We start from the raw sequence: 10,401 nt of genomic DNA, 5'->3' as shown, positions 1-10,401 counted from the left end.
CCGGTCATGGTTGTTGCACCCGCCACTGTAATATCAAAACCGCCCTCACCCGCTTTGATGCCGGATTGTTCCACAACGCTGTGATAATCACTAGAGGTTTTATCCTTGTTAAAGGCAATATTGGTTGACGCCGCATCATCCTTTTTTCCACCATTAAAGCCAACAGAAACAGAGTTTTGCTTGCTGGAACTTTGTCCCGTATCACTGAGGCTGGTAATGGTGAAATCACCACCACCCCCCATCTCTACACGGTTTGCAGAAACCACGGCGCCTGCAAATGTAGTATTTCCCCCACTATTGGTATGAACAGTGCCCGTCCCTATAACATGGCTGTTCTTGTGTAGTACTTATTCACTGGAGCCCTTTCCTTTTCCAAAGGAAGCATTGCCCATCCACCCAGGACCACCCGCACCATAGGTGTAGCCAACATTCACGGAAGCACTTTGCGAATGATTTTGCGTTATTAAGGCTTGCATTCAGGTTGTTCTGGATGCTTTTTACAACATGGGCTGTTTAAGCGCCTCTTGACACTTCGCTGGGGAATGACAGCCCCAGGTTGGTAAATGGGAAGGTTTTCTTCTTTAAATGTATAACACCATCCTCCTGCTCTCGAAAGTTCCTCATTTTTATAGCGAAATCCTGATTGAATCATGCAAGCATAAATTGTCGCTTTTGCATTAATGCTTACCTTTCTGTTTTCTGAATCCTCATCATAAGGAGTTGGCATGCCACATTCTACAAGGCTTTTCCTACTTCTGTAAAATCTGCTCTTGGCTTCTCCCACATGTATATGTATCCTGGAGAAGGCTTAAAAAAATTACACCCAGCTATAATAAACAAGACTATCACACTCAATAGTTTTAAGATGTATTTCATTTCTTGCCCCCTGATTTAATTGAATTAATTTGTATACGGTGAGATGAGCCATAGAACGATGTACACACATCACTTGCATGACCATAACAAGCATGAACAGTAAGCAGTGTTTTTTATTCAATTTTTAGAGATTTCCACGCATATAGAAATCCTTTTTGCTTTTTTGGTCATTTTTAGGTGATTTTGCAGTAGTAAGATTCACTTTTACTTCATTTTTTCAAAGGGTCTTCAAAGCCGATTTTTTTGACTTTTACAGACTTTTTAAAATCTTCAAAGAATTTTCAAAGACCTTTCAAAGCCTTTTCTCATTTTTACCGTCAAATTCCGATTTTTGCCATTTTTGACTTTTTTTTACAATTTAAACTGTCAAAATCCATTTTGACAAAACGTGTATTTAATGGTAAAAATTGTATATAAAAACAATAAACTATCACGTCTTCCTATCGTAATCCCATTGAGTATAAAACCTACTGTCAAATTATAATAGATAAAATTCCAGTAATGCCCTTCATATTCATTATTGAGAATCTCTTCCTATACATTATAGTTTTCATGTTTTTTATTATAAACTAAATAATAAACATTGTTTTTATAGTTTTAATCCGTAAAAAGTTTAATCAATGTTATTATCTCCAAATGTATTAAAAAATAATATTAAGCTCATTTCATAAAAATGATGCAATCATCACATATTATTTTATATATGATACATAAAAAATATTACATAATATGTTTTAAAAGATTCCAATAAAATATATTTATAAGTTATTATAATTATAAAAATATACATTAACACATCAATAAATGATTTAAAAATCTTTTTTGTAATTATTACTGTTACTTTTTTACAATAATTTTTATAAAAAATTACATCTATATTTATAATATGTATTTTTAATATTGACTAAAAACACATAATGAAATATGCATTTTATTTGTAAAGTAAATTATATACACATATTGTATATTTGTAGTATGTTTACTTACATATATAATTTAAAAATATTTGAGGTAAAGTTATGGTGAAAATATTTAAAAATTATGTCTTAAGTGTTTTTATAGCGAGCACTTTTTTTCTTTCACAAACTGTAAATGTTAATGCAAACTATTTGGGAAATAATGCTCCAAAAGAGGAATTTTCTGTTCCTCTAATGGAACAAGTAAAGAATGCGAAATCTGATGCAGTTTCTACCACTGCTTTCTATGTTCCATCTGTAAATTATCAAACAGAAAATGGGGCAACCTTTGAAGGAAAAGTTGAAAAGGTCGTTGAGCCTATGACTATAGGAGTGGGACTATTGTTTGCTGGATATGCAATGAGTTTTATAGGATCCATAATAAGTTGGATAAAGGACATAGTGTTGATGTTCAAATAATTCAATGCAGTGTATAACGCTAGAATAGTAGCTTCATTATGTATTATTGATTTCTTATAATTCATTACATAATGAAGCTCATATTACTACAAAATATAAATGATGTAGATTAAATCCAAATATCCAAAGTATAAATTTACGCATATATATTGAGTAGTATAAAGTATTTGAGGTAAATTATGATTAAATTGTTTAAAAATCATATATTAAGTATTTTAATTATGTCTGCATTTTCTCTTTCTCAGGTTGTAAGTGTGCATGCAAATTATTTGCAAAATAGTGCTCATCGTGAAAATACTTTTGTTTCTGCAATAGAACAGAAAAAAAAGGATGCAGTCCATCTCGTTTCTCTCTATACACAAAATCTAAATCATGGTGTTGGAAATGAAACTACCATTGAAGGAAAATTTGAAAAGATCGTTGAACCTCTTACACTTGGAACTTTTGGGATTGGGGTAGCCATTGGATATGCATCAAGTATGGTAGGCATGTTTTTAGGATGGATAATAGGCAAAATAATATCGCATTTTAAATCTCGTTAAAATTAAAATTTCATCAGAATAAGATCTTCTCGTATAAGACATCATACTATGAATATATTCTCTGCTCATCCATAGTTGATGACAAAAAACGAATGAATTATCACATTAAAAATGAAAAAAGCTTTAAATGCTTCTGTTTCCCTCAATGTGCACTAATTCTGCCGATGCATCTATTCAATTCAAATTAAAGTAAAAGTATTGGTGATAAATTATGATTAAAGGATTGAAAACTTACGTATTAAATATTTTTATAGCGGTTGCTTTTTTACTTTCGCAAATTATAAATGTTCATGCTAATCAGTTCAAAAATGATGCTCAATGGGAAACTGTTTCTCTCATAGAACAAGGAAAGAAAAGAGCTGTCAATATGGCTGCTCTTTATGTACCAAGTTTCACTCATGGTGCCAAAAATGAATCTGCCATTGAAGGAAAAGTTGAGAAAGTGTTTGAACCGATTACTCTAGGTTTTTTTTCTACAGTAGGCGCTTTGGGTTTTGGATTCTTGACCGGATCTGTTATGGCCATATTTAGCGGGATAATCGGATGGGCAATCGGAAAAATTAGAGGCAAATAATTCAAAGATACTCAATTATTTTTTCTATTTAAAATAGGAATATTTTACAGCCTGCTTTACATCATTTGGCAGGCTTTTTTATGCTTTCTATGAATAAGCTTTAGATTACCATACTGTATAGCACAAATGTAATACTTATTCGTATATAAAATGATAAATTAAGTTAAACAAAGATTATTAAAAATATACATCTGCGCACGAAATGCCATAAAATTACCTTATAAATTTTCCACTGTGAATCTCAAGATGTATCATTTCAACATTTATTGTAGTAGATTTAATTGTTACACAGTATAAGAGCATAAAATAGCTCTGGATAATTGAGTTTTACAAAAGAGTTCTTCAATAAATACTTATTCTATCTATTTGATTTTATTATTCAGGAAGATACATAAGTAAAGATTAAGCTGTAAGTTTAAGTGAATGAATAATAGAGAGAAAATTTTCGACTGTAACAGGTTTTCTGTGTACATTTGACGTTTATATCTCAAAAATAATAATGTTTAAGACTATTTCTTTCATTATTGATTCAAAAAAAAGAAAATAAGCTTCTATCCATTTAATAATTTAAATATTATGAAAAACATGAAATAAATAACTTCATCAATTTGCCAGAAATAAAAAAAGGATAAAACTTATGAAATATATCAGCACGAGAGGCGTATCTCCTGCTTTAAGCTTTACAGAAACGATCATGACAGGGCTGGCAAATGATGGTGGACTTTATCTTCCAGATAAATTTCCGCAATTATCATTTGATGCGTTACGCGCACTTCGTGGTCAGTCTTATACAACAATTGCTAAAACACTTCTGTGGCCCTTTGTGAATAACGAGATCGAGTATACAGCTTTTGAAAATATGGTTACTGAATCTTATGCAACCTTCCACCATCCAGCAGTCTGTCCATTACGACAAACTGAAACAGATGAATTTATTCTTGAACTCTTTCATGGGCCTACTTTAGCTTTTAAAGATGTGGCAATGCAGTTTCTTTCTCGACTGATGGATTATGTTTTAACTAAAAAAAATAGATGTGCAACGATTATTGCTGCAACATCGGGTGACACAGGGGGAGCTGCAATACAAGCTTTTGCTGGGAAAAAACACTCAGATATTTTTATTTTATTTCCTAAAGGACGTGTATCACCTGTTCAACAACGGCAAATGACAACCAATCAAAGTACAAATGTTCATGCCATTGCCATTGAAGGAAATTTTGATGATTGCCAGGCTCTTGTCAAAGCAATGTTTAATGATCATCATTTTCGTAAGAAAAGAGCCCTTTCAGGTGTTAATTCTATAAATTGGGCGCGTATTATGGCGCAAATTGTTTACTATTTTTCATCTGCACTTTCTTTAGGTGCGCCTGATAGAGCAGTTTCATTTACTGTTCCTACTGGAAATTTCGGTGATATTTTTGCAGCTTATGTCGCTGCTCGTATGGGTTTACCCATTGCTCAACTGGTTATTGCAACAAACGATAATGACATCCTTGCACGTACATTAACCAGTGGCACTTACGAAACACAACCAATCGTCCATACAACTTCACCTTCTATGGATATTCAAGTCTCTTCTAATTTTGAACGTTTACTCTTTGAAAGTAGCAATCGTGATCCAATGTGGATTCGCAATGCAATGGAAAACTTGAAAAAAACGGGATCTTTCACTCTTGATGAAAAGCAACTCAAAAATATTCGTTCCCTCTTTTCCGCTGGAAAAAGTAACATGGCTGAAACAGCACAAACAATTGATCGTGTCTATAAAGAAAGTGGCTATCTTGTTGATCCACATACAGCCGTCGCCCTTAAAGTAGCGCGCGAAAATAAAAAACCACATATTCCAATGATCGTTCTTGCCACAGCTCATCCTGCTAAATTTCCTGATACGATTAAAAATGCTTGCGGTCTTCATGCCCCATGGCCATCTCATCTCAATGATATCATGGAAGGTGAAGAACACTTCATAAGTCTTGCTAATGATGAAAAAATAGTAAAAGATTATATTTCTTTAAAATCGCGTGCATCTTATTAAAGTTAGCTGCATTAATTTAAATCAAGGATATTCTAATACCCTTTAAGATGAGGTATTTAGCTTGTTTAATGGAGTTGTAAATACATGGATGTAGATGTCTGTCGCCTTAGTAATGGTTTGACTATCGCCACACATACAATGCAACAGATTGATAGTGTCGCACTCGGAATATGGGTTAAAGTGGGCTCACGCAATGAAACCTTCACACAGCATGGTATTGCCCATCTGCTTGAACATATGGCTTTTAAAGGAACCGAAAACCGTACCGCTTTTCAAATTGCAACTGATATTGAAGATGTTGGCGGTGAAATCAATGCCACAACCAGTATTGAAACAACAGCTTACTTTGCACGTGTTCTTAAAAGCGATATCCCACTTGCTATCGACATTTTAGCCGATATTTTAATGCATTCAAAATTTGACGAAGCTGAACTAGAACGAGAAAAACAAGTCATTTTTCAGGAAATTGGTGCCGCCCATGACACGCCTGATGATATTGTTTTTGATCACTTTACAGAAACAGCCTTTCGTCATCAATCCCTTGGTCGCTCTATTTTAGGAACAGCTAAAACTATTCAATCATTTACATCTGCCGATCTTCATGATTTCATCAATAAACAATATAGTGCAGATCGTATGATCGTTGTTGCAGCAGGAGCTGTAAAACACGAAAGCTTTCTAAAAGAAGTTGAAAGTCGTCTTGGTACTTTTCGCTCCCATTCAACCGCCTCTCTTACTAATCTTGCAAATTATGTTGGCGGCGACTTTCGTGAATATCGCGATTTAATGGATACACAAGTTGTTCTAGGGTTTGAAGGGCGTGCTTATCACGCCCGTGATTTTTATGCGAGCCAAATTCTTTCAATCATTCTTGGTGGCGGGATGTCCTCACGTCTTTTTCAAGAAATAAGAGAAAAACGTGGATTATGCTATTCTATTTATGCTTTTCATTGGGGATTTTCTGATACTGGACTTTTTGGTGTTCATGCAGCTACTGGACAAGAAGGGCTCAAAGAACTTCTGCCTGTGATTCTTGATGAACTTTGCAAGGCAAGCAAAAATATTCACGCCAATGAACTCCAACGAGCACAAACGCAATATCGTGCTAATCTCACAATGTCACAGGAAAACCCTTCTAGTCAAGCACATCTCATTGCTCGCCAAATACTTCTTTACGGTCGCCCCATTCCAATATCGGAAACAATTGAACGCCTCAATCTTATCACCCCTACAAGGTTAACAAATTTAGCGCATCGTCTTTTTACAAGCTCCACGCCAACACTCACTGCTGTTGGACCGGTAGGCCCCCTCATGAATTTTGATGATTTAACGTCAACTCTTTCATATAAGCTAAAGTAAAGAAATGCTTTTTAAAAAGAAGCATCACAATGAACATGAATATATTTTATCATAAAATTTACCACAAAAATTCTTCTCATTAAATAAGTTTTGGAAATATTAGGCAAAGAGGCGTACAAAACTATCCAATTCCTCCTTCATGTGATAGAGATTCTAATGTGTAAAGCTGTATCCGTGAAATTTAAAAATTCATGATATAATTTTGCCCTTTTAAAATATAAAATTCCATCCGTTTCAAGTTTCATTGAAGCAAATGGGTATATGGTCTATTTATATATAAAATCATATAACTTAAGAGGAAGTGATCACAATTTATTCTGTAAATAAGTTATAAAAGGTGAACGCTTTTTCTCAAAAATCTAAATGGAAATTAAGCATCCTAAAATATTGAGAGTGGGACATTGTGAAGAGTTTGCGTAAAATAATTAACATCATTTTCATTATCATCGTTAGTTTTTTTGTCCATCTTACATCAGCACACGCTATTGAGCCCGTTAAGATTTCTTCTCAGGATGCTGCACTTGATCTCTCAAAAGCAATTGAAATTCATCATACAAATAACTCTATTTTTCAAACAAGTACAGCGCCAGGACCAGATGGTATTGTATGGCGTATTGAAGTGCAGGCAAAAAGTGAAAAATTCTCGGGAAACTGGGCGGTTTTTTCTCTCGCAAATCCAACAGATGAGCAAGTCGATCGTCTCATCGTTGCACCCCATTACCGCATGACGCATTCTGGATTTTTTTGGCCAGACCTTGGATCAGAACGGATTCAATCTATAACACCAAGTGAAGGTTTTTCTCTCGATCGTCAACCTAGTACAAACTCTGATATCTTTCATATTACTCTCAATCCCGGTGCTGTTGTTACATTTGTGGCCGAACTTAACTCTGAAAATCTACCACAAATCTATTTATGGCAACCTGAAGCTTATAAGGATGCCATTAATTCTTATACGCTTTACCATGGTATTCTTCTTGGAATATCAGGTCTCTTAGCACTTTTGTTAACCGTTCTCTTCGTTGTCCGTGGGACAGGGCTGTTTCCTGCAACAGCTGCTGTCGCTTGGGCCGTGCTTTTTTATATTGGTATTGACTTCAACTTTTTAAATAAATTCTTTGCAGTTACACTCACAACACAACCAATCTGGCGTGCGGGTACAGAAGTAGCACTTGCCGCAACACTCTTCATTTTCCTTTTTACCTACCTCAATCTTAATCGCTGGCATTATCATTTTAGTTATGGTGCTATCGCTTGGATTATTGCCTTTTGCAGTTTAGGAGCCTTTGCTATTTATGATCCAATCAGAGCAGCGGGAATTGCCCGTCTATCATTTGGCCTTACCGCTGTGCTGGGTATACTATTCATCATCTATTTTTCAATCCGAAGTTATGACCGCGCCATTATGCTTATCCCAACATGGTTGCTTATTAGCTTTTGGTGTGTGGGGGCCTATGCCTGCATAGCAGGACATTTAAACAATGATATTATCCAGCCAGCATTAGCGGGAGGATTAGTGCTCATTGTTCTTCTCATTAGCTTTACTGTCCTGCAACAAACTTTTTCTAATGACGCTTTCCATGAAGGAATATTTTCTGACCTTGAACAACAAGTCCTCGCAGCAAAAGGAGCTGGAAATATTATTTGGGATTGGAATATTGAGCGTGACCGTATTGTTGTTCATCCAAACATGAAAACCCTTTTTGGTACTGAAATACACAACCTCAATGGGACTATGCGCAACTGGATTTCAGCCTTGCACTACGATGATCGAGAACGCTTTCAAGCCGTGTTGGATATCATTCTTAAAAATAAAAAAGGGCGTATTGATCAAATTTTTCGGCTTTCTTCCGGTGGTGGTTATTATCATTGGTTTTCTCTTCGTGCACGTCCAGCTATGCAAAAAGATGGGAAAATCACACGTGTCATTGGAACTATTGTCAATATTACTAACCATAAAAAATCTGAAGAACGCTTATTGCATGATGCAATCCATGACAGCTTAACTGGCCTTCCTAACCAACAAATTTTCCTTGATAGACTACAAAATTATACCTCTTTGGCGAAAGCAAATATTAAAATTAGACCGACCGTCTTTATGATTGATTTTGACAATTTTCGCCAAATTAATCGCAAATTAGGTATAGCCGTTGGGGATACTGTACTCCTTATAATCGCCCGTCGTTTAAATCGTCTTATTAACTTTCAAGATACCTTGTCGCGCCTTTCAGCAGACCGTTTTGCAATCATTTTACTCAGTGAAACTGAACCACAAAAAATTGCAGCATTTGCGGATCATTTGCACAAAACAATTTCAGCACCTATTTCACTTTCGGAAAATAAAATAATTCTTTCAACGTCTATCGGATTAGTTACATGGAGTGAAAGCCGATCAACAGCTAAAGATATTTTTAATGATAGTGAATTAGCAATGATTCGTGCAAAACAAATGGGAGGAAATCATATTGAACCTTTTCGTCCTAATTTTCGCACTCTAGGTCTCGAACAGAATATTCTGGAAAAAGATATTCATTATGCTATAAAGCGTCATGAGATGAAAATTCTCTACCATCCTATTCTTAATTTATCAGACGGACATATTATTGGTTTTGAAACCATTGTGGAATGGCATCATCCAACTTATGGAAAATTAAATGTCTCTGATTTCATAAAAATCGTAGAAAATGAACAAATCGTTATGGATTTGTCACAATTTATCATCGACAATGCCATTATCGATCTCATGAATGTAGAAGAAAAATTTCCCCAGCAGTCTTTCTTTATTTCAATTAATTTACCAAGCGCAGAAATGATTCATCCTCGTTTTATCAGTCAACTGCGTGCCGCTCTGCTTCGCCATCCGCTCCACAAAGGGCGCTTGATGATTGAAATATCGGAATTTGTCTTAAGAAACAATCCTGAACAATCAGCGCACTTTCTCGAACAAATTAAAACACTTGGAATGAATCTTGCACTCGATAATTTCGGAACAGGTTATTCGTCACTGACCTATCTCGTCCGTTATCCATTTGATATGGTTAAACTTGATCGTTCACTTATCTCAATCGACTCTCTCAAAAAGAAACTTGTTCTCAAGTCTATCATTAATATGGCAACAGATCTTAACTTGCAAATTATCGCAGAAGGTGTTGAAAATGAAAAAGAAGCAATCTTCCTCCGTCAAGAAGGCTGTAAATATGTTCAAAGCACACTTGTGACGAAACCACTTGCCATAGAAGAATTAATCACTCTCGTTCAAAGCCATTTCCCTTATAAGGCAAAATACTGATTTATAATGATAATTTAGCGTTATTCAACTTGAAATAAAACTCTGAATATTATAAAATCTGCTTATTTCAAAATCTCTTTCATGTTGAATCAATTAAAACCTTTCGCTTGCACGTCACAAGTAGGGAGAGCGCAACTGGAGAAAAAACGATTAAAAAAGGGGTAAAAATGCCTCTTATAAAAAGTCTTTAGTGCCAAGAGCTGTCGCAACATTGGAGGCTAAAAAATATAAAGATGGTTACCCGGCTTGTTACTTTACAAGCGTAAAGATAGGAGCTCAATGGATTTGCTGCAATACCACTCACAAGCCGCCGTCGCGAAATGGGCTTAAACGTACTGAGGGATGTTTCT

6 protein-coding genes and 2 pseudogenes are annotated in these 10,401 nt (G+C 35.2%); 6 read left to right on the top strand and 2 right to left on the bottom strand.

Annotation, left to right across the window (positions count from 1 at the left end; all coding sequences use genetic code 11):
* Both PVV57_RS04080 and PVV57_RS04075 read right to left on the bottom strand, forming a co-directional pair.
* Positions 1 to 461, bottom strand: a pseudogene (locus PVV57_RS04080) (hemagglutinin repeat-containing protein); the annotation flags it as partial.
* 2 nt (positions 462 to 463) lie between these two features.
* Positions 464 to 876, bottom strand: a pseudogene (locus tag PVV57_RS04075) (hypothetical protein).
* Between the two features lie 1,019 nt (positions 877 to 1,895).
* Between PVV57_RS04075 and PVV57_RS04070 the strand changes: the two are divergent.
* The 6 genes from PVV57_RS04070 to PVV57_RS04045 all read left to right on the top strand — a co-directional run bounded on the left by PVV57_RS04070 (position 1,896) and on the right by PVV57_RS04045 (position 10,051).
* A complete protein-coding gene (locus tag PVV57_RS04070; RefSeq protein WP_273719003.1) occupies positions 1,896 to 2,252 on the top strand; it encodes a hypothetical protein in 357 nt (118 codons plus the stop codon).
* A 179-nt stretch (positions 2,253 to 2,431) separates the two neighbouring features.
* On the top strand, positions 2,432 to 2,794 hold the full coding sequence (locus PVV57_RS04065; protein WP_273719002.1) for a hypothetical protein: 363 nt from the start codon (positions 2,432 to 2,434) through the stop codon (positions 2,792 to 2,794).
* Positions 2,795 to 3,005: 211 nt separating this feature from the next.
* Positions 3,006 to 3,368, top strand: a complete 363-nt coding sequence (locus tag PVV57_RS04060) for a hypothetical protein (protein ID WP_273719001.1) — start codon at positions 3,006 to 3,008, stop codon at positions 3,366 to 3,368.
* 637 nt (positions 3,369 to 4,005) lie between these two features.
* Positions 4,006 to 5,403, top strand: coding sequence for a threonine synthase (gene thrC, locus PVV57_RS04055; RefSeq protein WP_273783516.1), 1,398 nt, complete (start codon positions 4,006 to 4,008; stop codon positions 5,401 to 5,403).
* Between the two features lie 84 nt (positions 5,404 to 5,487).
* Positions 5,488 to 6,762 carry a pitrilysin family protein gene (locus PVV57_RS04050; RefSeq protein WP_273718999.1) on the top strand — a complete coding sequence of 425 codons (1,275 nt, stop codon included), beginning with the start codon at positions 5,488 to 5,490 and terminating at the stop codon, positions 6,760 to 6,762.
* Positions 6,763 to 7,165: 403 nt separating this feature from the next.
* Positions 7,166 to 10,051 carry an EAL domain-containing protein gene (locus PVV57_RS04045; RefSeq protein WP_273783514.1) on the top strand — a complete coding sequence of 962 codons (2,886 nt, stop codon included), beginning with the start codon at positions 7,166 to 7,168 and terminating at the stop codon, positions 10,049 to 10,051.
* The last annotated feature ends 350 nt before the right edge of the window (positions 10,052 to 10,401 follow it).

Source organism: Bartonella sp. AU15XJBT (genome assembly GCF_028618615.1).
In the GTDB taxonomy this organism is placed as follows: domain Bacteria; phylum Pseudomonadota; class Alphaproteobacteria; order Rhizobiales; family Rhizobiaceae; genus Bartonella.
This window is presented reverse-complemented; position numbering and strand designations above follow the sequence as displayed.